This window comes from Melissospora conviva, from assembly GCF_049523535.1.
GTDB classification, from domain to species: Bacteria; Actinomycetota; Actinomycetes; order Mycobacteriales; family Micromonosporaceae; genus Melissospora; species Melissospora conviva.
On sequence record NZ_JBLLDT010000003.1, the window covers coordinates 43,741 to 69,513 of the forward strand.

The window sequence follows — 25,773 nt, forward strand, 5'->3', positions numbered from 1 at the left end:
ATTACGACTACGTCCGATTCGCGTCTGTCGCGCCGAATCGTACTCCGGCAGCGTTTGATGGGGAGCGGCGCGACGAGGGGTCGCGTCGGGCTTTGTCGCGGCGGGAGGTCTGAGTGGAGCCGAGCGCGTTGCGCAACTCCGTTCCCCCGGAACGGGCGGTGCCCTTCTTCGGATTCGTCGCGGCGGTCGTGCTGCTCGCGGCGGCCTGCTGTGTCCCTTCGCTGACCACCCTGCCCGCGCTGGTTGCCCGCCCGGACCTCGCCCTGGTGCTGATGGCGGTGCTCGCCGTGCTGAGCGACGTGCGCCCCTTCGCGCCGCCGGTCGGGCGCCGGACCTCCTCGGCGGTCTATCCGTCGGTCTGCTTCACCTTCGCGATCATGCTGGAGTGGGGACTCGGCGCGGCGGTCACGGTGCAGGCGGTCGCCGTCGTCGTCGCCGGCCTGCTGCTGCGCCATGCCGCCTGGCGGATGCTGTTCAACCTCGCCCAGTACGCGCTCGCCCTGGCCGCGGCGTACGCGGTGACCGGCCTCGTGCCCGGCGGGCCCTTCGGCGGTGCGGGACGCCCCGGCTGGGCCGAGGTGGGGGTGCTGGCCGCCGCCGCGCTGGCATGGTTCGCCGTCAAGTACGTCTCGCTGACCACGGCACTGGTGTTGCGCTTCGGCACCGGGTGGGGGAGCACCCTGCGGCAGGGGCTGCTCTTCGAACTCCTCGCCACCGGTGCGCTGCTGCTGCTGGCGCCGGTGCTGGCGGCCGCGGCCCGGACCAGCCCCGCGCTCATCCCGTTGATCATGGTGCCGCTCTACGCGGTGCACCGGATGGCCCGGCTCACCACCGAACAGAAGGAGCTGGCGGCGCGTGACCCGCTGACCGGGCTGGCCAACCGCAAGGCACTGCTGACCGCCGTCGCCCAGGAGGTGCGGGCACACGGTGAGCGCGCCACCCGCGGGATGGCCGACTCCCGCTTCGCGCTCCTGCTGATCGACCTTGACCGCTTCAAGCACGTCAACGACGCGCTGGGACACGCCGTCGGCGACCGCCTGCTGGTGGAGGTCGGCAAGCGGCTGCGGACGACCCTGCGCCCCGGCGACGTCATCGCCCGGCTCGGCGGCGACGAGTTCGCCATCGTCGCGACCGGCCTGCGGGACGACGCCCAGGCCCGGCAGGTCGCCGACTGCCTGGTGAGGGCGCTGACCGAACCGGTGCCGATCGACGGTCTGCCGCTGGACGTGGGCGGCTCCATCGGCGTGGCGCTCTTCCCCGAACACGGCGAGGACTTCACCACCCTGATGCGCCACGTCGACGTGGCGATGTACGACGCGAAGCACCGGGGGGACTCGGTGGCGGTCTACTCGCCCGAGTCGGACCACAACTCCCCGGAGCGGCTCAACCTCCTGGCCGACCTGCGCCGGGTGCTGGAGGGGGATGGGACCGCGCCGAAGCCCGGCGGGACCGGCACCCCGTCGCCGGAGAGCGACCCGGACGAACCGGGGCCGCGAACCGGTCCGCCGGTGGCGGCCCGGCAGCGGACCGCTGGGGCCCAGGGCGAAATCAGGAGCGCGGTGCCGGACCCGGCCCCCGGGGAGCCTTCGCACGGCGGCGGCGATCGCCGGGCCGGCAGCCGCTGGGGCGCCTGGCGTCGCAGCCGGGCGGCCGAAGTCGTCAACGAGGACGAACTCCTCAAGCGCATCGTCACGTCCGCTGATCCACGCGGGCGCAGCGCCGACGCGGCGCTGCGAGCGGCCGGACCGCCCGGGCTCGTGGCGGTGGACCGCGCCGGTCCGGCGACCGGTCAGGGCACGGATCGGGAGACCCCGGCCCAGCGTCCCGCCGAGTCGGCCACGCGACCGGCGGCCCCGGCGGCAACGGTCACTCCGGCGGCCCCGGCGGCCCCGGCGGCACCGGCCGGGGCGGCAGCAGCGGCAACGGTCCCGGCGGGGCCGGGGCGCCCGGCGGCGGACGTCGGCGAGATCACCATGTACTACCAGCCGCAGATCAACATCGCCTCCGGCCGGGTGGTCGGGGTCGAGGCGCTGCTGCGCTGGCACCACCCCACCCGCGGGCGGGTCGACCCGGAGGAGCTGATCCGGGTCGCCGAGCAGAGCCCGGTGATGCGGCTGCTCACCCGCCGGGTGGTCGACGACGTCGTCAACCAGCTGGCGCGGTGGCTCGCCGCCGGCGTCGACGTGCGGGCGGCGCTCAACGTCAGCGTCCGGGACCTGCACACCGGGGAGATCGCCGACCAGATCGCCAGCCTGCTGCAACGCCACGACATCCCGCCGGACCGGCTCCAGGTGGAGATCACCGAAGGGGCGCTGATGGCCGATCCGCGCCGGGTGCTCGCCACCATCTCGCGGCTGCACCAGATCGGGGTCGCGATCTCGCTCGACGACTTCGGGACCGGCTACTCCTCGATGCTGCACCTGCGACGGCTGCCCCTGGCCGAAGTGAAGATCGACCGCTCCTTCGTACTGGGGATGTCCGACGACGCCGACGACGCGGCGATCGTCCGCTCGATGATCGACCTGGCGCGGGCGCTCGGGCTGCGGGTGGTGGCCGAGGGGGTCGAGGACGAGCGGACCTGGCGGCTGCTGCACGAGGCCGGCTGCGAGGCGGCCCAGGGCTGGTTCTACGCCCGGCCGATGCCCGCCGACGAACTGACCGAGTGGCTGGCGCGCTACCGGCCCCTCACCCCGGCGCCCACCCCCGCCCCGGACCCGGCCGCCACCGCGGGGTCCGCCGCCGGACCGAAGTCCACCGACGGGACGAACGGGCGGCACCGCCGCCGGAGGTGACCCGGGCCGCGCCGGGTGCACCCGCGCCCCGGATACCGGTCGGGGGAGTCGGGGGCCGGCGGGTTCCGGTGCACAAATAGACTCGTTCGGGGCCGCCACGCCCGTGCCGGCGCGTGGCCGGCACACACCGGGCAACCGTGTGGCACCCGCACCCGGGCAGCCGTACGGCTCCGGCACACCGGCAGCTCAGGCTGCGCAGCAGACGCTAGGTATGAAGGGGGCACCGATGGCCGCCATCTCCCGCGAGGAGGTCGCGCATCTGGCGCGACTGTCGCGGCTCGCCGTCACGGAGGAGGAGCTCGACACCTTCGCCGGTCAGCTCGACGTGATTCTCCAGGCGGTCGCACAGGTCGGCGAGGTCACCGCCGCCGACATCCCGCCCACCTCGCACTCCGTACCGCTGACCAACGTGCTGCGCGAGGACGTCGTGATCCCCGGTCTGACCCCGCAGGAGGCGCTCTCCGGCGCCCCCGACGTGGCGGAGCAGCGTTTCCGGGTGCCCCGCATCCTGGACGAGGAGGCCTGAGCATGAGTGACCTGACCCGACTCACCGCCGCCGAGATCGCCGGGCTGGTCGCCGCCGGCGAGACCTCCGCGACGGAGGTCACCCAGGCCCACCTCGACCGCATCGCCGCGGTCGACGACCGGGTGCACGCCTTCCTGCACGTCGACACCGAGGGCGCGCTGGACGCCGCCCGCGCCGTCGACGCCCGCCGCGCCGCCGGTGAGCCGCTCGGCCCGCTGGCCGGGGTGCCGGTCGCCGTCAAGGACGTACTGGCCACCAAGGGCGTCCCCACCACCGTCGGCTCCAAGATCCTCGAGGGCTGGCGTCCGCCGTACGACGCCACGATCGTGCAGCGGCTGCGGGCCGCCGGCACCGTGATGCTCGGCAAGACGAACATGGACGAGTTCGCGATGGGCTCCTCCACCGAGTACTCGGCGTACGGGCCGACCCGCAACCCGTGGGATCTGGAGCGGATCCCGGGTGGTTCCGGCGGTGGCTCCGCCGCGGCGCTGGCCGCCTACGAGGCACCACTGGCGATCGGCTCGGACACCGGCGGCTCGATCCGCCAGCCCGGCGCCGTCACCGGCACCGTCGGCGCCAAGCCCACCTACGGCGGCACCTCCCGCTACGGCCTGGTCGCCTTCTCCTCCTCGCTGGACACCCCCGGCCCGTGCGCCCGTACGGTGCTCGACGCCGCGCTGCTGCACGAGGTGATGGGCGGGCACGACCCGCGCGACTCCACCTCGATCCCGGCCCCGGTGCCGGACGTCGTGGCCGCGGCCCGCCTCGGCGCCACCGGTGACCTGACCGGGGTGAGGCTCGGCATCGTGACCGAGTTCTCCGGTGAGGGCGCGGAGCCGGGTGTGCTGGCCGCGTTCCGGGAGTCGGTCGACGCGCTGACCAAGATGGGGGCCGAGATCGTGGAGATCTCCTGCCCGCACTTCTCCTACGCGCTGCCGGCCTACTACCTGATCGCCCCGAGCGAGGCCTCGTCGAACCTGGCCCGCTTCGACGGCGTCCGGTTCGGCCTGCGGGTCGGCGACGACGGCGAGCGGTCCCTGGAGGAGGTCATGTCGCTGACCCGCGAGGCCGGCTTCGGCCCCGAGGTCAAGCGCCGGATCATGCTCGGCACGTACGCCCTCTCCAGCGGCTACTACGACGCCTACTACGGGCAGGCGCAGAAGGTCCGGACCCTGATCACCCGGGACTTCACCAGCGCCTTCGAGCAGGTCGACGCGTTGATTTCGCCGACCACCCCGTTCACGGCGTTCCCGCTGGGCTCGCGCACCGCCGACCCGTACCAGATGTACCTGGCGGACCTGTTCACCATTCCGACCAACCTCTACGGCGGACCCGGCATCTCGGTGCCGTGCGGCCTGTCGGACGGGCTGCCGGTCGGGCTTCAGGTCATGGCCCCGACGTTGGCCGACGACCGGATGTACCGGGTCGCGGCCGCGCTGGAGTCGGCGCTCGGCACGTTCACGCCGCCGGCGCTCTGAGGGCTGCGCGGGGCCCGGTCCGTCGTCGGCAGCCGCCGGCCGGGCCGGGCCTCGTCGTCTTGTGTCCACCCTCGACCACGGGCGGGCAGCCGGGCGTCACCTCCATTAATGTGGACGGCGTGACTGCGCCTGGGGGAGACGGATTCGAGGTCGAGCCGGAGAAACTGACCGCTTTCGCGGCGACCTCCCGCGGCCGTGGCGACCAGTTCGACGAGATCCGTACGCGGATGCGCGACGGCGCGGTGGGCCGCTCGTCCTTCGGCATCATGCCGGCTTCCTTCTCGCTCTCCGATCAGTACGACACCGTGCTGGAGGAGTGCCTGCAGGCGCTGGCCGACGCCGCGGAGGCGATGGAGACGGTGGCCGAGGGTGTCCTCGCCGAACGGGACCAGTACCTGCTGACCGATGCCGCCGCCGAGCGGATGTTCGGCGGCGGCAACTGATGCCGCAGCTGTCGACGGGCCGGCTACGGTGGCGCGGCAACGGGAGGGGATGACGCGGTGTCGACTGTGGCGCTCGAGCGCAGCAAGACCTACTTCGAGCAGTTCGTCGCCGGGGTGCCCGATCCGCTGCGGGACTTCACCCGGTCGCTGCTCTGGCCCTTTGAGCAGCTGCTGGAGCTGGTCGCCGGTGACCCCGACGACCTGATCCGCGGCGCCGAGAAGTGCCTGGCCGCCTCGACCGAGGTGCTGGCCCTGGCCGACCAGCAGCGCAACGACCGGGCCCAGCTCGCCCCGCCGGCCTGGGGTGGGACGGCGGCAGCCTCCTTCCAGAGCAGCATGGCCAACCTCGAGGAGGCGATCGGCAGCCTCTCCGAAAGCCTCGGCGCCGCCAAGGATGTGCTGGTCGATGCGGCCAACGCGGCGGTTGACGCCTTCAACCTGCTGCTCGAGCTCATCTTCGAGTTCCTGGTCGCCCTCGCCATCGAAGCGCTGGTCGCCGCCGCGGCGGCGGCGCTCAGTTTCGGCGCCTCGATCGCGGCGTTCGCCGTACGGTGGCTCGGCCGGCTCGCGGTGGCGCTGAGCCGCGGCATGAAGATCGTGATGAAGCTCGGTCGCCTCTTCGAGCAGCTCGCCGAGAAGCTCGTCGTCGTCCAGCGCTGGCTGACCACCTACCGTCGGCGGGTGATGGAGCTGCGCAAGCTCAAGAAGGAGTACGCCCTGTGGAAGACCCAGGGGCGCACCACCGAAGGGCTCAAGATCCTGGGTGAGCACCAGCTCAAGGTCGGGCTGCCCCGGTTCGCCTTCAACGCGGTGTCGCCGATCAACCTCTCCGGCATGGGTGGCGCCGTGATCGACACCGGCCTGGGCCTGCACGACATCTCCGACGGCACCAAGGACCGCAACTATCTGCAGGACGGCACCTACAGCGACGATCTCGGGCCGTACACGCGGGGTGTGCAGAATCTGATCGACTCTGTCGGTTACTGACTCAGGAGGCGCAAGCGTGGAGTACCCGGCCCTGGAACGGATCGAGCAGCTCGTGAAGAGCCTCGACGGTCTGCAGCAGCGGATGGCCGATCGGGTCGACGAGCTGCGCGCGCAGCCGGTCGAGGTCAGCGACGAGGCAGGCCTGCTGCGCGTGGTGGCCGACCACGGCGGGCGGATCGAGCGGGTGGAGATCTCCGCGCGGGCCATGCGCCTGGGCTCGCCGGAGTTGAGCGACGAGATCACCGCGCTGGTCCGCAAGGCCCAGCAGGTGGCGACCGACCGCTTGCAGGAGTCGATGCGCGAGACGCTCGGCACCGACGCAGCCTTCCCGCTGGACTGACCGTGGCCATCGACTACCGGCTGCGCTACGGGACTGCCCTCGCCGCCGACCTCCGGCCGGGCGAAAACCTGATCGAGGTGCGTGAGGCGAAGCGTCCGCAGGGCCCGGCGCCGGAGAAGCCGCTGCGGCCGGCCGACCCACCGCCGGGCACGGGCGCGGCGGCCGGCTCGATGGGGGTGGCCGACATCGTGCTCAGCGGTGTCGACGCGATCGACAACATCGGTGGCGGTGGCCCGACGGACTGGCTGATGCGGCTGCTCTTCGGCCGGGCCGCGCACGGCCGGCCGGACTCGACCGCGGGCGGCTACGCGATGGCCGTACCCACCGACGACACGCTGGTGGTGGCGGTGACCGACCGGCGGCTGCTGGTGCTGAAGCTGACCGGCTCCGATCCGCTGCGGCCGCTGGGAGCGCCGCCCGAGCCGGTGGCGCCCGAGCGGTTGACGCCGCTGTGGTGGGTGCGGCGGGCGCAGGTCGCCGGGGCCCGCCGACGGTGGCACCGGCTGCACGGCGCCCGGCTGCGGGTCGAGTTCCGTGACGACTCGTGGCTGGAACTGACCGGGCCGATCCTGCTGCGGCGCGGCGGGGCCGAGGCGCTGCGGGCGGCGCTGACCGGCTGAGCCGGGCGCGCGCCACAGCGCCTGCAAACCCCCGGCAGCCCGGTCGGGGCGAGCCACTAGGCTGGTGCTGGTTTATCCGGTTGCCGCGCAGAGCTGGAGTTCTTGATGAGCACGACCGTCCTGCCCTCGTACGACGAGGTCGTCGCGCGCTACGAGCCCGTGATCGGCCTGGAGACCCACGTCGAGCTGGGTACGAACACCAAGATGTTCTGCGGCTGCCCGACCGACTTCGGCGGCGAGCCGAACACCCGGGTCTGCCCGGTCTGCCTCGGCCTGCCCGGTTCCCTGCCGGTGGCGAACAAGGCGGCGATCGAGGCGACCATCCGCATCGGGCTCGCCCTGAACTGCTCGATCGCCTCCTGGTGCCGGTTCGCCCGGAAGAACTACTTCTACCCGGACATGCCGAAGGACTTCCAGATCAGCCAGTACGACGAGCCGCTCTGCTTCGACGGCTACCTCGACGTCGAGGTCGACGGGGAACTGGTGCGCATCGGCATCGAGCGGGTGCACATGGAGGAGGACACCGGCAAGACGCTGCACGTCGGCGGCGCGACCGGTCGCATCCACGGCGCCACCGAGTCGCTGGTCGACTACAACCGGGCCGGCATCCCGCTGGTGGAGATCGTCACCAAACCGATCCCCGGCACCGGCGCGATGGCCCCCGAGGTGGCCCGGGCGTACGTCACCGAGCTGCGGGACGTGATCCGCACCCTCGGCGTCTCCGACGTACGGATGGAGGAGGGCTCGCTGCGCTGCGACGTGAACACCTCCCTCAACCTGCCGGGGGCGGAGTGGGGCACCCGCACGGAGACCAAGAACGTCAACTCGTTGCGTTCGGTGGAGCGGGCGGTCCGCTCGGAGATGCTGCGCCAGGCGTCGGTGCTCGACGCCGGCGGCCGCATCGTCCAGGAGACCCGGCACTTCCACGAGGACACCGGCGACACCACCTCCGGGCGGTCCAAGGAGACCGCCACCGACTACCGCTACTTCCCGGAGCCGGACCTGGTGCCGATCGCGCCGGACGAGGCGTGGGTGGCCGAGCTGAAGGCGGCCCTGCCGGAGCTGCCGCGGCTGCACCGCCGCCGGCTGCAGGAGCAGTGGGGCCTGTCGGAGAAGGACATGCAGTCGGTGCTCAACGCCGGCGCGGTCGAGCTGCTCGAGCAGACCGTCGCCGCCGGCGCCACGCCCGCAGCGGCCCGCAAGTGGTGGCTGGGTGAGCTCTCCCGGCGCGCCAACGAGGCCGGCGTCGAGCTGGCCGCGATCGGCGCCACCCCGGCGCAGGTCGCCGAGCTGCAGCGCCTGGTGGACTCCGGCAAGATCAACGACAAGCTGGCCCGGACCGTCCTGGAGGGCGTGCTCGCCGGCGAGGGTTCGCCCACGCAGGTGATGACCGACCGGGGCCTGGAGGTCGTCTCCGACACCGGCGCGCTCACCGCCGCCGTCGACGAGGCGATCGCCGCCAACCCCGACATCGCCGAGAAGGTCCGCAGCGGCAAGGTCGCCGCCGCCGGCGCGCTGGTCGGCGCGGTCATGAAGACCACCCGCGGCCAGGCCGACGCCAAGACCGTCCGCGAGCTGATCCTGGCCCGCCTCGGCGCCGAAGGCTGACCCGCGGCGCTCGCAACGCCGACCGGGTATCCGCTTTCCCTCTGACGTCATCAGCGCTGATGACCCGCCCCCTGGAGTCGTACCGTGAGCCAAGAGCCTGCCCGCCTCACCCCCGACCTCGACGTCCTCGACGAGATCCAGCAGCGGGTGCTCTGGCTCAGCACCCGCATCGTCGACGCGGCCAACCACGACCGCAGCACCGGTGACGGCGTCAAGGTCGGCGGGCACCAGGCCTCCAGCGCCTCGCTGGTCACCGCGATGACGGCCCTCTGGTTCGCCCACCTCGACGCCGCCGACCGGGTGGCGGTCAAGCCGCACGCCTCGCCGGTCTACCACTCCATCCAGTACCTGCTCGGCAACCTCGACCGGTCGTACCTGCCGAAGCTGCGCGCCCGCGGCGGCCTGCAGTCCTACCCGTCGCGCACCAAGGACCCCGACGGGGTGGACTTCTCCACCGGCTCGGTGGGGCTCGGCGCCGCGGCGCCGCTCTTCGCCGCCGTCACCCGCCGCTACGTCGACGCCCACTTCGGCAAGCGCCCGGACTCGCGCTTCGTCGCGTTGATCGGCGACGCCGAACTCGACGAGGGCAACATCTGGGAGGCCGTCGCCGACCCGGCCACCACCGGCCTGGGCAACGTGATGTGGCTGGTCGACTTCAACCGTCAGTCGCTGGACCGCGTCGTCCCCGGCGTACGGATCAACCAGTGGCGCGGCCAGTTCGAAGCCGCCGGCTGGCACGTCGTCGAGGTCAAGTACGGCCGCCGGCTCGCCGAGGCGTACACCCGGCCGGGGGGCGAGGCGCTGCGCGACTGGATCGACGCCATGCCCAACGAGCAGTACCAGTCGCTCTTCGGGCTGGACGGTGCGGCACTGCGACGGCAGTTCCTCGACGGCGCCCCCGCCGCCGTCGAGACGTTCGTCGCCGACATCCCCGACGCCGAACTCGCCCCCCTCGTCACCGACCTGGGCGGCCACGACCTCGCCGCGATGCTCGACGCGTACGCCCAGTGCGACGCCGTCACCGACCGGCCGAGCGTGATCTTCGCCTACACCGTGAAGGGCTGGGGGCTGCCGATCGCCGGCAACCCGCGCAACCACTCCGCGCTGCTGAGCACCGAACAGGTCGACACGCTGCGTACCGCGCGCGGGCTGACCCGCGACACCGAATGGGACCGGCTCGACCCGGCCACGCCCGCCGGCATCTGGGTCGCCTCCCGCCGCGAGGCGCTGGCCCGGCCGCCGCGCGAGCAGTCCCTGCCGATCGCCGTGCCCGAGGCCACCGGCGTACGCGCGAACAAGCCGATCTCCACCCAGGAGGTCTTCGGGCGGGTCCTGGTCGACCTGGCCCGCAACGAGCAGGTCGCCCCGTACCTGGTGACCACGGCGCCGGACGTGGCGACCTCCACCAACCTCGCCGGGTTCATCAACAAGACCGGCGTCTTCGCCCCCTCCGAGCAGCGCCTCTGGAACCCCGACCGGATGCTGCGGTGGGAGGAGCACCCCGCCGGGCAGCACATCGAACTCGGCATCTCGGAGATGAACCTCTTCCTGCTGCTGGGCCAGCTCGGACTCTCCTGGGACCTCTCCGCCCAGCCGCTGCTGCCGATCGGCACCGTCTACGACCCGTTCGTGCTGCGCGGCCTGGACGCCTTCCTCTACGGCACCTACTCCGGTTCACGGTTCATCGTCGCCGGCACCCCCTCCGGGATCACCCTCGCTCCCGAGGGCGGGGCCCACCAGTCGACCATCACCGCCTCCGTCGGGCTGGAACTGCCCGGGGTGACCTTCATCGAACCGGCGTACGCGACCGGGCTGGACTGGCTGCTCTGCGACGCGCTCGGGCACATCGCCGCCGGTCCGAGCCGGACCACCACCGCCGCGCCCGCCGAGGACGGGGCGTACTACTTCCGCCTCACCACCCGCCCCATCGACCAGGCGCCCTTCGCCGCGGCCCGGGCCCGGCTCGGCGACGCGGTGCTGCGCCGCCAGGTCGTCTCCGGCGCGTACCGGCTGGTCGACGCCCACCAGGCGTACCCGGAACTGGACCCCGGCGCCCCGGTCGTGCAGCTGGCCGCCTCCGGTGCGCTGCTGCCCGAGGTGCTGGCGGCGTCGAAGGAGCTGGCCGAGGAGGGCATCGCCGCCCACGTGGTCGAGGTGACCTCGCTGGACCGGCTCTACCGGGCCTGGCAGCGGACCCTGCGCCAGGGCGTGCGGACCGCGACGGTGCCGAGCGTGGCCGGTGTGCTGCGGGCGGCGTTCCCCGACCGCGCGCCCGTGGTCACCGTGCACGACGCCTCGTCGCACGCGATGGCCTGGCTCGGCTCGGCGCTCGGGGTGGCGGCGGTGCCGCTCGGCGTCGACGAGTTCGGCCAGTCCGGTTCGGTCGAGGAGCTCTACGAGCTGCACGACCTGCTCCCCGGCAGCATCGCCAACGCCGCCCTGGCGGCCCTCTCCCTCAGCTGACCCCGGCCTGGCGGGGCGGCGCGAGCCCGCCCCCGCCTGGCGGGCGGCGCCGAGCCCTGCGCTCGCAAACCACACCTGCTCTGCTCTGCCGGGAAAGTGAAGATCGTTAGTTGGTTTCCGGTGTTCCCGGCGGGTCAGGGCACCGGAAACCAACTAACGATCACGACTCCCCGGGTTCTGGCCGCCGCCTCACGGGTTCGGCCGTGCCGGTTCAGTCTGTCGGGGTCGGCCTCGCCGGCGTACCGGATGGGGCCGGGCTCGCCGGCGTCGAGGTCGGATCCGGGGCGCCGCGGGTCGGGGTCGGGGTGACCGGGGCGTCCACGACACCCTCCGCCGGGTCGCGCACGATGTGCCGTTCCAGGTTCACGTGCGCCTCGCCGGTGCCACCGACCCGGATGTCGTCGTACGCCTGCAGGCGCCGCTCCTGGTCGAAGTAGAGCACCGACATGCTCAGCGGGGTGGCCTGCTCGCCTTCCAGACCGCGCAGCCCGGCGCCACCGGACGAGCCCTGCACCATCAGGTCGGTGTTGAGCTCCGAGCCGGGCGCCTGGGGCAGCCGTGACACCTGGCGGTTGTGGGTGTGCCCGGCCAGCACCAGCGGGGTCAATCCGGAGAGCGGGCCGGCCGCGGACGGGTCGTGCACCAGCGCGATGTCCACCGGTGCGCTGTTGGCGCGGATCCGGTCCGCCAGCGTCTCCCCGTTGGCGATCAGCTGGTTGGCGGTGTCGCCGGAGAGCTCGGAGCCGCCCATCGGGGTGCTCTTGTCGGGCGTGAAGCGGGGATCACCGATGCCGGCGATGGCCAGCCCGCCGACCGTGGTGACCGAGTCGTCCAGGACGATCGCGTTCGGCTGGCTGCGTACCGCGTTCTCGGTGGTCGCCGAGTCGTGGTTGCCGCGGATGTAGACGTACGGGACGCCGAGCTGGGCGATCGCCGCGACGTAGGAGGCCTCCGGCTCGCTGCCCCAGTCGTTGATGTCGCCGGTGTCGATGACCACGTCGATGTCGTACTGCTCGACGACGGTGCGGATGATCTGCCAGCCGGTCGGGTTCAGATGCATGTCGGAGACGTGCAGCACCCGGGTGGTGTTCGGATCCGGCTCGTAGACGGGCAGCTCGGAGACGGTGGTGTAGAGCTTGGTGACGTTGCCGATGATCTGCTGGAGCTGCTCGCCGTACTTGTTGTAGTCGTCGGCGATGCGCCGCACGTCACCGACGATCGCCGGCGCGTTGATCAGCAACCCCTCGTAGCGCGGCTCGTCGAGGGACTCCGGCCGAATGGTGAGCCCCGCGTACGCGAGGGTGCCGCCGGTCACGGTCAGCGCCAGCAGGCCGGCCCACGCGGTACGGCGGGTGCCGCGGAAGACGAGGGCGGCCAGGATCAGGGTGGCGAGCACCGAGACGGCGGTGGTCCGGACGGCCAGCCGCAGTACCCCGGCCCGCAGGTCGTCGACGGCGGTCTCGGTCTGCCGGGAGATCATCGCCGGGTTGTCGATCAGCTCTTCGGTACGCCCCGGGTCCAGCGCGCCGAGCCGGATGGTCAGGTGGCTCGGGCCGGCGTGGCTGTCGAGTTGCAGCGCGCCGAGCGGGGGAATGGCGATCGTGGTCCGGCCGTGGCCTGCGGGGCTGATGCTCAGCTCGGCCCGGAACGGGCCGATGTCGGTCTCCACCCGGCCGCCGAGCGCCACCCCGATGACGATGCCGGAGAGGGTGACCGCGAGCACCGCCAGCGCCGTGCCGATCCGTCGGCCGCCGGGCCCGCGCAGCCACCCGCCGAGCCGGAGACCACCGGGTCCGCGCAGCCACCCGCCGGGTCCGCGCAGCCACCCGCCGAGCCGTCTCCACGTACGGCGTTCGGCCGGGGTCTTGCCGACCCCGGCCGCAGGCTGCTCGTTACGGTCCCCGCTCATACCTGAATTCTGCCTGCCCGCGGAAGGATCTTGCCAAACGTGTGACTCAGCTCCGTCCGGTGCCGCTGTCGCCGAAGACCAGCCGCAGGATGCGATCGTCGCCGGGCTGCGGGGTGCCGCGCCCGTCATGGTTGGAGGTGGTCAGCCAGATCGAGCCATCGGGGGCGGCCACGACGGTGCGCAGCCGGCCGTACTCGCCGGTGAGCAGCTCCTGGGGTTGGCCGAGCACCCCGCCCTGGGCCGTTGTCTCGACCATCCAGATCCGCTCGCCGCGCAGACAGGCCGCGAGGAAGTGCCGTTCCAGCATCGCCGCGCCGGAGCAGGACGCCTCGCTGGTGCCCCACTGCACGATCGGGTCGACGAACTCGCCGCCGCCGGAGCCGATGCCCTCGACCTGCGGCCAGCCGTAGTTGCCCCCGCGCTTGATCAGGTTCACCTCGTCCCAGGTGTTCTGCCCGAACTCGGTGGCGTACATCCGTCCGTCGGCGTCCCAGGCGAAGCCCTGGACGTTGCGGTGCCCGAGCGACCAGACGAGCGACCCGGCGGTCGGGTTCCCCTTGGCCGGCTTGCCGGCGCCGGTCATCCGCAGGATCTTGCCGCCGAGGCTCGCCGGGTCCTGGGCCAGTCCCCGCTCCGAGGCGTCGCCGGTGCTGGCGTAGAGGAAACCGTCGGGGCCGAAACCGAGTCGGCCGCCGTTGTGGATGCCCGACAGCGGGATGCCGGTGACGATCGGTTCCGGTTCGCCGCCGAGACGCAGCCGGGCGATCCGGTTGTCCCGCTCGGTGGAGTAGTAGATGTAGACCGTCTGGTCCCGCTCGTAGCCGGGGGAGACGGCGATGCCCATCAGGCCGCCCTCGCCGGCGGCGTCCACCTCGTCGAGGGTGGCGACGGTGCGTACCCGCAGGCCGTCGGCGTCGGACTCCGGCCCGACCTGGAGGATGCGGGCGGTGTCCCGCTCGGTGACCAGCGCGCCGCCGTCGGGCAGGAACGCCACACCCCACGGCACCTGAAGGCCGGTGGCGATCTCGGTGACCGTGACCTCCGCGGCGCCGGACTGACTCGCCCCGGCCGACGGGGTGGGCAGGTTCGGTGGGCGGCCTGCCGGGTCGGGATCGGGCTCGCCGAAGCTACAGGCGCCGGCGGCGAGCAGGAGGGCCGTACCGAGTGCGGTCAGCCGCAGGCCGCGCCGACGGCCGAGACTGCCGTGCTGCCGAGGGCCGCCGTGGCTCCGCAGGTCGCGGTCGGTCCGGAGGTCGCGGTCGGTCCGGAGGTCGCGGTCGGTCCGGAGGTCGCGGTGGTGCCGGGGGAGATGGGCGCTCACCCGGATCAGCCTATCCGCACCGGCAAGAGTTCCCGGTCGCTGTCGCCGGAGCAGGGCTCGGTTGACCAGCAGTCCGGGCTCCGACCCGGCGGCTGGCGGCGGCGAATTCGTCTGCTGGGCCCGGCAACGGCTCGACGATCTTCACTAGCGGGATCCCTGTATGGTGCCCGGCGTGAAGGTATGGATTCCGCACGAGCCGGGGCGTGAGCTGCTCGGTGAGCTTCCCGCCGGCGTCACCGTGGAGGTCGTCGCCGACCCGGCCACCACCGGGTCGCCGGCCGGTGTCGAGTTCTGGGTGCCGCCGTTCCTCTCCGGTGCCGGGGTCACCGGGGCGGCGAGCCGCCTGCCCGACCTGCGTGTGGTGCAGCTGCTCTCCGCCGGCGCCGACGCCTGGGTCGGCCGGGTCCCCGCCGGGGTGACGCTCTGCGACGCGCGTGGCGTGCACGACCCCTCCACCGCCGAGTGGGTGGTGACGGCGATCCTGTCCCAGCTGCGGGCCTTCCCGGCCATGATCCGCGCCCAGGCGCGCCGGGAGTGGAGCTACGACCAGGTCGCCCCGACCGGCGAACTCACCGGCAAGCACGTGCTGATCGTGGGCGCCGGCTCGATCGGCACCGCCGTCAAGGCCCGCCTGGAGCCCTTCGACGTCACCTTCACCCTGGTGGCGCGCAGCGCGCGGCCGGACGAGGGCGTCCACGCCGTCGCCGAGCTGCCGAAGCTGCTGCCGGCGGCCGACGTGGTCGTGGTGCTGGTGCCGCTCACCGACGCCACCCGCGGGCTGATCGACGCGGAGTTCCTCGCCGCGATGCCCGACGGCGCGCTGCTGGTCAACGGCGCCCGCGGCCCGGTGGCCGACACCGCGGCCCTCACCGCCGAGCTGGCGACCGGACGGATCAGCGCCGCGCTTGACGTCACCGACCCGGAGCCGCTGCCGGCCGACCATCCGCTCTGGACGATGCCGAACGTGCTGCTGACCCCGCACGTCGCCGCGTCGGTCACCGGCCTGCAGGCGCGCGCCTACCGGCTGGTCGGTGAGCAGCTGCGCCGGTACGCCGCCGGCGATCCGCTGATCAACGAGGTGGTCGACGGTTACTGAGCGGCCTGCGGCTGCGGCAGTGGGTTGCCGCTGGCGGCGGCGATGGCCGGCAGGTCGCTGCGGCGCACCGCCGGCAGTGGCACGACGGTGCCGTCGACGAGCCGGGCGAGGCCGCGCCCCCGTTCGTCGGCGGCCACCTCGCTGACCCGGGACCAGGGCAGGAGGCTGGAGCCGAGCAGTGCGCGTACCCGCAGGCCGTCGAGGTCCGCGTCGGTGCCGGCGCGCCAGGCCCAGACGATGACCGCCAGCGGCACCAGCAGCAGCGGCAGCAGGTACCAGCGGGCACCGGCGAGCGGCATGGTGCCGAAGAAGGCGATGACCGCGGCGGCCACGATCGCCTGGTTGTGACGGATACGAACGGACGGGGCATCGGTCATCCGTCGATTTTCTCATCCGCGCCGGTCAGCCCCGGCGCGGGGCGGCGCGGTGGTGACCTGCGTCGATGTCCTGCCGGTGTCGCCGTCGTGTTCCGCCGGGGGTGAGCCGGCTATGTCGGCGACGTAACCGGAGGGCGAACCGGTCGTTTCCGGGGTAGGCGCGTCCGATCCTGGTACGCGCGCGTACCGGTCAGTGCCCCCTCACGAAGGCGATGACGCCGTGTCCGTCACGCACCTGCTCCGCGCCACCCGGGACCGGCTGCCCCGACCGGGTGACCTCGCCCTCGTCGTCGTGACGACGATCCTGCTGATCACCGGCCTGCGCGGGACGCTGCCGCCACTGGCGGTGGTGGTCCTCGCAGTCGGCGTCACCGCCGCGGTGTCGGCCGTCGGACTGGCCCGGCTGGCCCAGCGCCCCCATCAGCGGCTGCGCCGCGCCGCACATCTCTTCGACGCCGGGCTGGTCGCCGCGGCGCTGGCCGTGGCGACCCTGCCGGTGACGCCGACCGCCGGCCGTTCCCTGGTCGCCGCGGCCGGGCTGCTGGGCGCGTTGCTCTTCCTCCTGACCGGGCTGGCGTTCATGCCCGGTCCGGCCCTCGGGCCCGCCGCCCGGCTCCGGCGGGCAGTCGACGGCTTCAGTCTCGGGCTCAGCCTCGTCTTCGCCACCTGGGTGCTCTTCCCCGCCGACCCAGCCGTGCCGCTGTTGCGGATCGCGGCCCTGCTCACCGCCGCCGGGCTCGCGGTCGTCTCGGTCACCGCCATCACCAACTGGCGCCGGTGCCGGGGTACCGCACTGGCCGGGCTCGGCATCGCTCTGGTGCTCTGCGCGCTGATGCTGCTCACCGGCCTCTTCGCCGCCGGCCGGCACGACACGACGATCCTGCTGCTGGTGCCGCCGCTTGTCGCCGGGCCGGCGATCGTGGTCGCCGGGCTGCGCCACGCCAACCGCCCCGACCGGGGGCCGCGCCGGCACCCGACGCCCTCCGGCTATCCGATGCTGACCGCGCCGGCGGTGATCGCCAGCGTCGCCGCGGTGCTGCACCTGCTGCGGTCGGGCGACTTCGACCGTACGGCGGTCCTGCTGGCGCTCGGGCTGATCCCGCCGCTGGTGGTGCGGGAGCTGCTCGCCTCCCACGACATCCGCCGCTCCGCCCGGCAGCTGGCAACCCAGGAGGCGTACTTCCGCAGCCTGGTCTCCGGCGGCAACGACCTGACCCTGGTGGTCGGGGTGGACCTGCTGGTGCGCTGGCAGTCCCCGGCCGCGGCACGGCTATTCGGGCTGGTCGAGGCCGAGGTCGTCGGCCGGCCCTTCGCCGACCTGATGCACCCCGACGACGCCGGCCGGCTGCTGGCCGTGCTCACCGGCCCGGAGCTGGACCATCCGCGGCTGGTCACCGCCCGGCTGCGTGACGGCGACGGGGCGTGGCGGGAGACCGAGTCGACCATCACCGACCAGCGTGAGGTGCCGGAGGTCGCCGCGTACGTGGTGCACGTGCGCGACATCGGCGAGCGGCGGCGGCTGGAGCGCACCGTGCAGCGGCTGTTCATCACCGATCAGCTCACCGGCCTGGCGAACCGCCGTGAGCTGATGCGGGCAATCGCGCAGTGGCGGGCGGTCCGCCGCTCCGGCGGCGCCCTGCTCGTGATCGACCTGCACGGGATGGCGGACGCCAACGACGCCCATGGCCGGGCCGGCGGCGATCGGGTGCTGATGGAGGCGGCACGCCGGATGCGGGCGGTGGCCGGACCGGAGAAGGTGATCGCCCGGCTCGCCGGCGACGAGTTCGCGGTGGCCGGGATGGAGGGGTCGGTGACCGCGTACGGGCTCGGCGGGCGGCTGCTGACGGCGCTGACCGAGCCGTACCCGGTGGCGGAGGGGACGGTGCGGCTGCAGGTGAGCATCGGCCTGGCCGAGTTCGCCGACGCCGCCGACGTCGAGGACGTGCTGCGCCGCGCGGACCTGGCCCGGCGCCGGGCCCGCCAACTCGGCCGCAACCGCGTCGAGTGGTACGACCCCGGCCTGGAGGAGCGCCTGGCCCGGCGGCTGGAGCTGGAGCGGGAACTGCCGGGGGCGGTCGGCCGCGGTGAGCTGGACCTGGTCTACCAGCCGGTGATCGACCTGCGCGACGCGCTGCCGGTGGGGACCGAGGCTTTCCTGCGCTGGCGCAGCCCGGCGCTCGGCACTGTGCTGCCGGAGGAGGCGCTGCCGGTGGCCGAGGACCTGGGGCTCGGCGACGAGGTCGGCACCTGGGTCTTCCGCCGCGCCTGCCGCCAGGTCGCCTCCTGGACGGAGGCGAGCCGGCCGGTCTGGATGGCGGTGAACGTCTCCCCGCGTGAACTCCTCGGCCCGGACTTCGTGACCCGCGCCGCCGACGCGCTGACCGAGTACGCGGTGGAGCCCGACCGGATGGTCGTCGAGGTCGCCGAACCGGCCATCACCCGGGACGTGACCCGGGTGGTGGAGCAGCTCGTCGCGCTGCGGCAGCTCGGGGTGCGGATCGCGCTGGACGACTTCGGCGCCGCCCAGGCGTCCCTGGCGCAGCTGCGCCGGCTGCCGCTGGATCTGCTCAAGGTGGACCGGGCGCTGCTGACCGCCGCGGCAGGGGAGGCGGCCGGTGGTCAGCGGCTGATCGACGTGGTGGTCGGGCTGGGCCGCCGGCTCGGGATCGACGTGATCGTCGAAGGGCTGGAGTCGGCCGACCAGATCACGCAGGCGCGGGCGGCCGGCTGCCGGTTCGGGCAGGGGTTCGGCCTGTCGGCGCCGGCGCCCGCCGAGCGGGTGGAGGCGTACCTGGAGGAGTTCCCGGCCGCCCCGCGCTGATGCGGCGAGGCCCGGCCGCCGGGCCGGCGGCCGGGCTTTTGCGCGATCGTCAGGTGGTCACTCCGGGACGCGGCGGTACGCGCCGTCGCTGGCCGAGGTGGCCATCGAGGCGTACGCGCGCAGCGCCGCGGAGACCGGACGGTGCCGGTCGAGGGGGGTGTACGGCTTGTCGCGCTTCTCCTGGGCGACGCGGCGCGCCTCGAGCACCTCGGCGGCGACGTCGAGTTCGATCGAGCGGTTCGGGATGTCGATGACGATCTCGTCGCCCGGTTCGACCAGGGCGATGAGCCCGCCGGAGGCGGCCTCGGGGGAGGCGTGGCCGATGGAGAGCCCGGAGGTGCCGCCGGAGAAGCGGCCGTCGGTGAGCAGCGCGCAGGCCCGGCCGAGGCCGCGTCCCTTGAGGAAGGAGGTCGGGTAGAGCATCTCCTGCATGCCCGGTCCGCCCTTGGGCCCTTCGTAGCGGATCACCACGACGTCGCCGGCGACGACCTCCTTGGCGAGGATGGCCTGCACCGCGTCGTCCTGGGACTCGTAGACCTTGGCGGGGCCGCGGAAGGTCAGGCAGTCGTCGGGGACGCCGGCGGTCTTGACCACGCAGCCGTCGGGGGCGAGGTTGCCGCGCAGGATCGCCAGCCCGCCGTCGGCGGAGTAGGCGTGCGCCAGGTCGCGGATGCAGCCCTCGGCGGCGTCGGTGTCCAGGGTGGACCAGCGGTTGCTGGTGGAGAAGGGCTCGGTGGTGCGCACCCCGCCGGGCGCGGCGTGGAAGAGCTCGATCGCCTCCGGGGTGGCCGTGCCGCTGCGGATGTCCCAGTCGGCCAGCCACTGCGTGAGCGTCGGCGCGTGCACGGCGTGCACGTCGGAGTTGAGCAGGCCGGCCCGGTGGAGCTCGCCGAGGATGGCGGGGATGCCACCGGCGCGGTGCACGTCCTCCATGTGGTACTTCGGCGAGTTCGGGGCGACCTTGGCCAGGCAGGGCACCCGGCGGCTGATGGCGTCGATGTCGGCGACGTCGAAGTCCATCTCCGCCTCGCGGGCGGCGGCGAGCAGGTGCAGGATCGTGTTGGTCGAGCCGCCCATGGCGACGTCGAGGGCGACGGCGTTCTCGAAGGCGGCCCGGGAGGCGACGGCGCGGGGCAGCACGCTGGCGTCGTCACCGGCGTAGTAGCGCTTGGCGATCTCCACAACGGTCCGGCCGGCTTCGGTGAAGAGGGCCTTGCGGGCGGCGTGGGTGGCCAGCGTCGAGCCGTTGCCCGGCAGCGCGAGCCCGACGGCCTCGGTGAGGCAGTTCATCGAGTTGGCGGTGAACATGCCGGAACAGGAGCCGCAGGTGGGGCAGGCGGAGCGTTCGATGTCGCCGAGCTGGGCGTCGGTGACCGCGTCGTTGGAGGCGGCGATCATCGCGTCGATGAGGTCGATCTTGTCGTGGACGATGCCTTCGATGGCGACGGTCTTGCCGGCCTCCATCGGGCCGCCGGAGACGAAGACCGTCGGGATGTTCAGCCGCAGCGCGGCCAGCAGCATCCCGGGGGTGATCTTGTCGCAGTTCGAGATGCAGACCAGGGCGTCGGCACAGTGCGCGTTGACCATGTACTCGACGGCGTCGGCGATCAGCTCGCGGCTGGGCAGCGAGTAGAGCATCCCGTCGTGGCCCATGGCGATGCCGTCGTCGACGGCGATGGTGTTGAACTCCCGCCCGACGCCGCCGGCCTCGGCGATCGCCTCCGAGACGAGCGCACCCATGTCCTTGAGGTGCACGTGTCCGGGTACGAACTGGGTGAAGCTGTTGGCGACGGCGACGATCGGCTTGCCGAAGTCGTCGTCGGTCATTCCGGTGGCCCGCCACAGGGCGCGGGCGCCGGCCATGGTCCGGCCGTGCGTGGAGGTCTTCGACCGCAGGTCAGGCATACCGACAAGTTTTACACCGTCGGCTGCGGCGGTCCGCGGCTGTCTCGATGTGTCCCAGCAATTGCGCGTGCGGGTTCCCGTGGAGCACGGTGATCCGGCAGAGTTGGGGTCGTGCATCTTCCCCCGGGCATGGTGATCGTCTTGATGGCGGTCGGGCTGACGGCGACCGCGGCGACCGCCTCGCTGGCCGTCTCGGCACGTCCGGCGGGGCGCTGTTGTCCGGCGTACCGGATGCTGGCGGTCGCGGCCCTGGTCGCGGCGGTGAGCGTGCTGGCCGGGCTGCTCGGCGACGCCGTGCCGGCGTGGAGCGTGCAGCGGCGGGAGGCCCTGGCCGCGGTGGTGGCGGTGGGCACGTCGCTCGGCACGCTGCTGGCCGGGGCGGGGTTTCTGCGACTGCCCGGCGTCTGGGTCTCGCTGGCGGTCGCCGGCCGGGTGCTGCTCGACGGGGTGATCCTGGCCACGGCGGCCTGGTTCGTCGGCTGGGTACTGCTCAGTGAGCCGACGCGGCTGCTCGGCGCCGCCACCGGCCGGGCCGACGGCGCGATTCTCGGTGCCACGGTGGTGACCGCTCTCGCCGTCGGACTCGTCTGCGCGGTGCTGCTGCGGGCGCTTCCCCCGCGCGGGCCACTGCTGCGGCTCGGCGGCGGGATCGTCGCGCTCGCCGTGGGCGGGCTCGCGCTGACCGCCGGGCTCGGCTGCTGCACCGGTCCGTGGCTCAACCCGGCCGGCGGGATGCTGGCAGTGACCGGGCTGGCCCTGCTGGCGTTCGCCGTACGCCGCCACGACCGTCACGGCGCCGCCGAGGTGACCGAGATCCGGCGCGACAGCGCGTACGCCTTCGTGCCGATGGCCGCCATGGCGCTCTCGGCGATGTACCACCTGCTGCTGCAGGGCAACTTCGACGTGTACGCCATCGTCGCCGGCAGCATCGAGGGTTTCGCACTCGTCACCCGCCAGTACCTGGCGCTGCGCGATGTGCGGGCGTACGCGGAGCGGCTCGCCGAACGGGAGGCGCACTTCCGGGAGCTGGCGCACACCGATCCGCTGACCGGGCTCGCCAACCGGCGTGGGCTGCTGCGGGCGCTGCACCACGACGCCACTGTCGGTGCCCCCTGTGTGCTGCTGGAACTCGACCTCGACGGCTTCAAGCACGTCAACGACGACCGTGGTCACGACGTCGGCGACGCGGTCCTGGTCGAGGTGGGGCGGCGGCTGCGGGCCGGGCTGGGCCCGGGCGACGTGGCGGTGCGTCTCGGCGGCGACGAGTTCGCGGTGCTGTTGCGCTGCGCCAAGCAGGACGCCGTGCCGCTCGCCGAGGAGCTGCTGGAGCGGCTCAACCAGCCCTACGACCAGCACGGCGCGCCGGTCCTGCTCTCGGTGAGCATCGGGATGGCCGGCGGGGTCGGGGGCGTCGACGTCGAGTCGCTGCTGCGCGACGCCGACCTGGCGCTGCGCTACGCCAAGCAGCGGGGCAAGAACCGCATCGAGCACTACGACCTCGCCTACGACAGGTTGCTGCGCCGGCGTACGACGCTGGAGCACGAGATGCGCGGCGCGATCGCCCGCCACGAGCTGCGCCTGGTCTTCCAGCCGGTGGTGGCGGTCCCTTCGGTGCGTCCGGTCGGCGCCGAGGCGTTGCTGCGCTGGCAGCACCCGGAGCTGGGCAACGTGCGCCCGGACGAGTTCATCCCGCTGGCGGAGGAGTGCGGCATGATCGCCAAGCTCGGCGCCTGGGTGCTGGACCGGGCCTGCCTGCAACTGTCACAGTGGCTCGCCGACGGCCACGACGTCTGGCTGTCGGTCAACGTCTCGCCGCGGGAGTTCCACGCCCCCGAGTACGTCGTGCAGGTCGCCGAGGCGCTGCGCCGGCACGGGGTCCCGCCGCAGCGGCTGGTGCTGGAGGTGACCGAGCACGCCGTCGCCGACGACCTCGACGAGCTGATCCGGCGGCTGACCGATCTGCGCCGGACCGGGGTGCGGATCGCGTTGGACGACTTCGGCGCCGGTTACTCCTCGCTGGGGCAGCTGCGCCGGCTGCCGATCGACATCCTCAAGATCGACCACAGTCTGGTGGCCGAGCACGAGCCGGTGGCACCGGTCGGGCAGGACGGCCCGGCGTTCGCGCCCATGGTGGACGTGGTGATGCGGCTGGGTCATCAGCTCGGCCTCGAGGTGATCGCCGAGGGGGTGACCAACCCGGCGGAGCTGGCGGCGGTGGTGGCGGCCGGCTGCCGTTTCGGGCAGGGGCAGCTCTTCGGCTGGGGCGTGCCCGCCGAGCACCTTGAGGCGATGCTGAAGGCGGCGAGTTCGTCGACGTCGCGTCCGGTGCCGATGCCGCGGGTGCTGCCGTTCCCCGATTCCCCCGTCGGTGCTGGTCAGCAGGGGCCGGCGGGGGCCGGCCGGGGGCCGCAACGGCGGGTCGGTACTGCCCGAACGGGTGAAAAGCACGCGTCCGTTGACCAGGATGTGGGAGCAGTTGACTCATCGCGTGAGATGCGTCAGTCTTGACCCATGTCGTTGACCAGGTCGTTTCGAGTACTTACCTGAGCGCGCTCTCAGCTGTCTGAGAGTGCGCTGGCCCCGTGCGTGTATCGCACGAGGGCCGTTTTTATTGCCGGCTGTAGCCATCGCCGACGGGCCAGCGGTGCCCGCCGAACCGCTTGGACACGCAATCCCTACCGAGCCGAAGGCCTGAAACTGTCATGACGAGACCAACGCCCGAGACCCTCGCCCACGTCGCCCGGCGCGCCCGGCCGGCCGAGCCCGCCACCGATGCCGAGACCGGCCGTGCCGCCGCGGCCAGCCGTTCGGTAGAACCGGTCGCCATCTCCGGCGCCGGCTCGCTCGTGCGTTCCCTCGAGGCGCTCGACGTCGAGGTCGTCTTCGGCATTCCGGGCGGGGCGATCCTGCCGGCGTACGACCCGCTCTACGACTCGAAGGTGCGGCACATCCTGGTCCGTCACGAGCAGGGCGCCGGGCACGCCGCCACCGGGTACGCCCAGGCCACCGGCAAGGTCGGCGTCTGCATCGCGACCTCCGGCCCCGGCGCGACGAACCTGGTGACGCCGATCGCCGACGCGTACATGGACTCGGTGCCGATGGTGGCGATCACCGGCCAGGTGGCGCGCCCCTCGATCGGCACGGACGCCTTCCAGGAGGCCGACATCCAGGGCATCACCCTGCCGGTCACCAAGCACAACTTCCTGGTGCAGACCCCCGAGGACATTCCGCGGGTGCTCGCCGAGGCGTTCCACCTGGCGGCCACCGGCCGCCCCGGGCCGGTGCTGGTCGACATCCCCAAGGACGTCCTGCAGGCCCGGACCACCTTCTCCTGGCCGCCGGTGCTGGACCTGCCGGGCTACCACCCGACGCTGCACCCGCACGGCAAGCAGATCCGTGAGGCCGCGCGGCTGATGACCAGCGCGAAGCGTCCGGTGCTGCTGGTCGGCGGCGGCGTGCTCAAGGCCGGTGCGACGACCGGCCTGCGCAAACTGGCCGAGCTGAGCGGCATCCCGGTCGTCACCACGCTGATGGCCCGCGGCGCCTTCCCCGACTCGCACCCGCAGCACCTGGGCATGCCCGGTATGCACGGCACCGTCGCGGCCGTCTATGGCCTGCAGAAGGCCGACCTGATCGTGGCCCTCGGCGCCCGCTTCGACGACCGGGTGACCGGCCGGCTGGACTCCTTCGCGCCGGGCGCGACGATCGTGCACGCCGACATCGACCCGGCCGAGATCGGCAAGAACCGCGCCGCGGACGTGCCGATCGTCGGCGACGCCCGGCACGTCATCGACGAGCTGATCGGGGCGGTCACCGCCGAGCAGGCCGAGGGGCACCGGACCGACCGCAGCGACTGGTGGGCCACCCTCGACGACGTCCGCGAGCGATACCCGCTCGGGTACGACGAGCCGGTCGACGGCACGCTCGCCCCGCAGTACGTCATCAAGCGGCTGGGCGAGATCGCCGGACCGGACGCCGTCTACGTCGCCGGCGTCGGCCAGCACCAGATGTGGGCCGCGCAGTTCATCTCGTACGAGAAGCCGGCGACCTGGCTGAACTCGGGCGGGCTGGGCACGATGGGCTACTCGGTGCCGGCGGCGATGGGCGCCAAGGTCGGCCGGCCGGACGCGGTCGTCTGGGCCGTCGACGGTGACGGCTGCTTCCAGATGACCAACCAGGAGCTCGCCACCTGCGCGCTGGAGGGCATCCCGATCAAGGTCGCGCTGATCAACAACGGCAACCTCGGCATGGTGCGGCAGTGGCAGACCCTCTTCTACGGTGAGCGCTACTCCAACACCGAGCTCGGCACCCACAAGCACCGCATCCCGGACTTCGTGAAGCTGGCCGAGGCGCTGGGCTGCGTGGGGCTGCGCTGCGAGAGCGCCGCGGATGTGGACGCCACGATCAAGAAGGCGATGGAGATCAACGACACTCCGGTCGTCATCGACTTCGTGGTCGGCAAGGACGCCATGGTCTGGCCGATGGTGGCCGCCGGCACCAGCAACGACGAGATCATGTTCGCCCGGGACGTCCGGCCGGCCTTCGACGAGGATGACATCTGACATGAGCGACAACATGCACACGCTCTCCGTGCTGGTGGAGAACAAGCCGGGTGTACTCGCCCGCGTCGCCGGGCTCTTCTCCCGGCGCGGTTTCAACATCAGTTCGCTGGCGGTCGGTGAGACGGAGAACCCCGACGTCTCCCGGATCACGATCGTGGTCAACGCCGACTCCTCCCCGCTGGAGCAGGTCACCAAGCAGCTGAACAAGCTGGTGAACGTGCTCAAGATCGTCGAGCTGGATCCGGGAGTCTCCGTCGCCCGCGAGCTGCTGCTGGTGAAGGTGCGGGCCGACCGCGTCGCCCGTAGCCAGGTGATGGAGACCGCCGCCCTGTTCCGCGCCCGGGTCGTCGACGTCGGGCCTGAGACGCTGACGCTCGAGGCGACCGGTACGCCGGACAAGCTCGACGCGCTGCTGCGCGACCTCGAACCGTTCGGAATCAAGGAAATGGTCCAGTCGGGCCTGGTCGCGATCGGCCGGGGCGCCCGGTCCATCACCGCCGGTCCCGCGCTGCGGGCCGCCTGAAC

General features: G+C 72.9%; 18 protein-coding genes. 14 read left to right on the plus strand and 4 right to left on the minus strand.

Annotation, left to right across the window (positions count from 1 at the left end; all coding sequences use genetic code 11):
• Positions 1–113: 113 nt before the first annotated feature.
• The 9 genes from ACK8GG_RS09640 (at position 114) to ACK8GG_RS09680 (ending at position 11,257) form a co-directional block, all read left to right on the plus strand.
• Positions 114–2,792, plus strand: a complete 2,679-nt coding sequence (locus tag ACK8GG_RS09640) for a putative bifunctional diguanylate cyclase/phosphodiesterase (protein WP_440356120.1) — start codon at positions 114–116, stop codon at positions 2,790–2,792.
• A gap of 226 nt (positions 2,793–3,018) precedes the next feature.
• Entirely contained in the window at positions 3,019–3,318 is a 300-nt protein-coding gene (gene gatC, locus ACK8GG_RS09645; RefSeq protein ID WP_440349881.1) for an Asp-tRNA(Asn)/Glu-tRNA(Gln) amidotransferase subunit GatC, read from the plus strand.
• A gap of 2 nt (positions 3,319–3,320) precedes the next feature.
• Positions 3,321–4,796 carry an Asp-tRNA(Asn)/Glu-tRNA(Gln) amidotransferase subunit GatA gene (gene gatA, locus ACK8GG_RS09650; protein WP_440353408.1) on the plus strand — a complete coding sequence of 492 codons (1,476 nt, stop codon included), beginning with the start codon at positions 3,321–3,323 and terminating at the stop codon, positions 4,794–4,796.
• A gap of 119 nt (positions 4,797–4,915) precedes the next feature.
• Positions 4,916–5,239 carry a type VII secretion target gene (locus ACK8GG_RS09655; RefSeq protein WP_440349883.1) on the plus strand — a complete coding sequence of 108 codons (324 nt, stop codon included), beginning with the start codon at positions 4,916–4,918 and terminating at the stop codon, positions 5,237–5,239.
• 57 nt (positions 5,240–5,296) lie between these two features.
• Entirely contained in the window at positions 5,297–6,226 is a 930-nt protein-coding gene (locus ACK8GG_RS09660) for a WXG100 family type VII secretion target (RefSeq protein WP_440349884.1), read from the plus strand.
• Positions 6,227–6,242: 16 nt separating this feature from the next.
• Positions 6,243–6,566: a YbaB/EbfC family nucleoid-associated protein gene (locus ACK8GG_RS09665; RefSeq protein ID WP_440349885.1), complete on the plus strand. Its 324-nt coding sequence runs from the start codon at positions 6,243–6,245 to the stop codon at positions 6,564–6,566.
• 2 nt (positions 6,567–6,568) lie between these two features.
• Positions 6,569–7,186, plus strand: coding sequence for a hypothetical protein (locus ACK8GG_RS09670; RefSeq protein WP_440356121.1), 618 nt, complete (start codon positions 6,569–6,571; stop codon positions 7,184–7,186).
• A gap of 105 nt (positions 7,187–7,291) precedes the next feature.
• On the plus strand, positions 7,292–8,794 hold the full coding sequence (gene gatB, locus ACK8GG_RS09675; protein WP_440349887.1) for an Asp-tRNA(Asn)/Glu-tRNA(Gln) amidotransferase subunit GatB: 1,503 nt from the start codon (positions 7,292–7,294) through the stop codon (positions 8,792–8,794).
• Positions 8,795–8,878: 84 nt separating this feature from the next.
• Complete coding sequence (locus ACK8GG_RS09680; protein ID WP_440356122.1) at positions 8,879–11,257, plus strand: thiamine pyrophosphate-binding protein; 2,379 nt, start codon at positions 8,879–8,881, stop codon at positions 11,255–11,257.
• Positions 11,258–11,468: 211 nt separating this feature from the next.
• Here ACK8GG_RS09680 and ACK8GG_RS09685 read toward each other — a convergent pair whose 3' ends face one another.
• Positions 11,469–13,166 carry a metallophosphoesterase family protein gene (locus tag ACK8GG_RS09685; protein WP_440356123.1) on the minus strand — a complete coding sequence of 566 codons (1,698 nt, stop codon included), beginning with the start codon at positions 13,164–13,166 and terminating at the stop codon, positions 11,469–11,471.
• A 46-nt stretch (positions 13,167–13,212) separates the two neighbouring features.
• The gene (locus ACK8GG_RS09690; RefSeq protein ID WP_440356262.1) at positions 13,213–14,346 is read right to left on the minus strand and encodes a PQQ-dependent sugar dehydrogenase; all 1,134 of its coding nucleotides are present in this window, start codon (positions 14,344–14,346) and stop codon (positions 13,213–13,215) included.
• Between the two features lie 313 nt (positions 14,347–14,659).
• Here ACK8GG_RS09690 and ACK8GG_RS09695 point away from each other — a divergent pair, with 313 nt between their 5' ends.
• On the plus strand, positions 14,660–15,583 hold the full coding sequence (locus tag ACK8GG_RS09695) for a 2-hydroxyacid dehydrogenase (protein WP_440356124.1): 924 nt from the start codon (positions 14,660–14,662) through the stop codon (positions 15,581–15,583).
• Here ACK8GG_RS09695 and ACK8GG_RS09700 read toward each other — a convergent pair.
• Complete coding sequence (locus ACK8GG_RS09700) at positions 15,577–15,960, minus strand: PH domain-containing protein (RefSeq protein ID WP_440353414.1); 384 nt, start codon at positions 15,958–15,960, stop codon at positions 15,577–15,579. The two genes, ACK8GG_RS09695 and ACK8GG_RS09700, sit on opposite strands and share 7 nt — an antisense overlap.
• A gap of 220 nt (positions 15,961–16,180) precedes the next feature.
• Between ACK8GG_RS09700 and ACK8GG_RS09705 the strand changes: the two genes are divergently transcribed.
• Positions 16,181–18,781 carry a putative bifunctional diguanylate cyclase/phosphodiesterase gene (locus tag ACK8GG_RS09705; protein ID WP_440356125.1) on the plus strand — a complete coding sequence of 867 codons (2,601 nt, stop codon included), beginning with the start codon at positions 16,181–16,183 and terminating at the stop codon, positions 18,779–18,781.
• Positions 18,782–18,838: 57 nt separating this feature from the next.
• Here ACK8GG_RS09705 and ilvD read toward each other — a convergent pair whose 3' ends face one another.
• Positions 18,839–20,686, minus strand: coding sequence for a dihydroxy-acid dehydratase (ilvD, locus tag ACK8GG_RS09710; protein WP_440356126.1), 1,848 nt, complete (start codon positions 20,684–20,686; stop codon positions 18,839–18,841).
• 144 nt (positions 20,687–20,830) lie between these two features.
• Between ilvD and ACK8GG_RS09715 the strand changes: the two genes are divergently transcribed.
• From ACK8GG_RS09715 to ilvN, 3 genes are all read left to right on the plus strand, one after another.
• Positions 20,831–23,194, plus strand: coding sequence for a putative bifunctional diguanylate cyclase/phosphodiesterase (locus ACK8GG_RS09715; RefSeq protein WP_440350297.1), 2,364 nt, complete (start codon positions 20,831–20,833; stop codon positions 23,192–23,194).
• Positions 23,195–23,388: 194 nt separating this feature from the next.
• The gene (locus ACK8GG_RS09720) at positions 23,389–25,248 is read left to right on the plus strand and encodes an acetolactate synthase large subunit (protein ID WP_440349894.1); all 1,860 of its coding nucleotides are present in this window, start codon (positions 23,389–23,391) and stop codon (positions 25,246–25,248) included.
• A gap of 13 nt (positions 25,249–25,261) precedes the next feature.
• Positions 25,262–25,771: an acetolactate synthase small subunit gene (ilvN, locus tag ACK8GG_RS09725; protein WP_440350298.1), complete on the plus strand. Its 510-nt coding sequence runs from the start codon at positions 25,262–25,264 to the stop codon at positions 25,769–25,771.
• The last annotated feature ends 2 nt before the right edge of the window (positions 25,772–25,773 follow it).